Below are 1,020 nucleotides of genomic sequence, written 5' to 3'. Positions count from 1 at the left end.
TGAGCATGACGCCCGCGACAAAGAGCGCCCCGACGCTTTCGACCAGTGTGACGCCGCGTTCGCGCGCACGCGAGCGGCGGGCGCCGCGCGAGGCGAACGATCGGGTGGCGGCAGGCTGGCGGCGCATCTGCTGTTCCGTTATTCAGTAGTACGAATTAATGTTCCACCCGACGACGAGCGGGGAGATCGGAACGGCGCTGCCGTCCGTAGCGCATGTACTGGCCTGGTAGGGCATCGTCTGTCCGCTGTAGGTGGCCCAACTGGTGAGGATTTCGACCTGGTATCCGTTCTTGTTCGGCGAGAGCGCTTTGACGAGGTTTTCGCTGATGCCCGCGGAGGTGTCCGTGAGCCCGGGCGTCTGCGCCCAATTGCTGCCGAGCACGCTACCGGTGTCCTTGTCGATGATCACCACGGCCTGCTCCAGGTGGCCCGAGAGGCCGGTCATTTGGCAATATTGTTCGCTCATATGCCCCCAGACGGAGGCCGTGATCACGCCGGGCCGGGCGAGCGTGAGGGTCCATGACTGGTTGTAGACATACCAGCTGCCGTTCATCGTCACATTCACCCCATCCGGATAAGCGCCTGTGTATTGCTGGCAATAGCCGAAGTCGGGCGAGGGGTTGGGGCCGATGATGACGAGGCAGCCGCCGGACCCCGCGCCGTTGTCGATGCGCGTCGCGTCCTGCCAGGTGCCGCCGATGCACGAGAGCATGTGTCCCGTTCCGTCGACGCTCACTTGCCCGACGCCGCCGAGCGACGCGCCGTTGTCACACGGCGAGCCCAACGTGTTCGTGGCGGTCATGACCATCTGTGCCGCCGCGACCGTGCCCGTGCCGAGGTTGAGGTTGCCGTTGTTGTCGACGATCAGCGAATGCCAGGACGAGCCCGTGTACTCGTAGGGAATGCCGGTGTCGAGCGCGAGCGCGACATCGCCTTGCACGGCGCTGGCGCCCGTGGGCAGATCGGCCTGGCTCGCCACGGGGTCGCGCCAGTAGAGCGAGCCCGCGCTTTGCCAGTAGC

General features: G+C 65.7%; 1 pseudogene. It reads right to left on the bottom strand.

The features are described from left to right. Positions 1–142 precede the first annotated feature (142 nt). A pseudogene (locus tag MMB74_RS27270) lies at positions 143–1,020 on the bottom strand (hypothetical protein); the annotation flags it as partial.

The sequence above is a fragment of the Trinickia sp. Y13 genome, assembly GCF_029522115.1.
GTDB lineage: Bacteria > Pseudomonadota > Gammaproteobacteria > Burkholderiales > Burkholderiaceae > Trinickia.
Note: the sequence above shows the minus strand (reverse complement) of the source record. Positions and strands in the feature narration are given on the sequence as shown.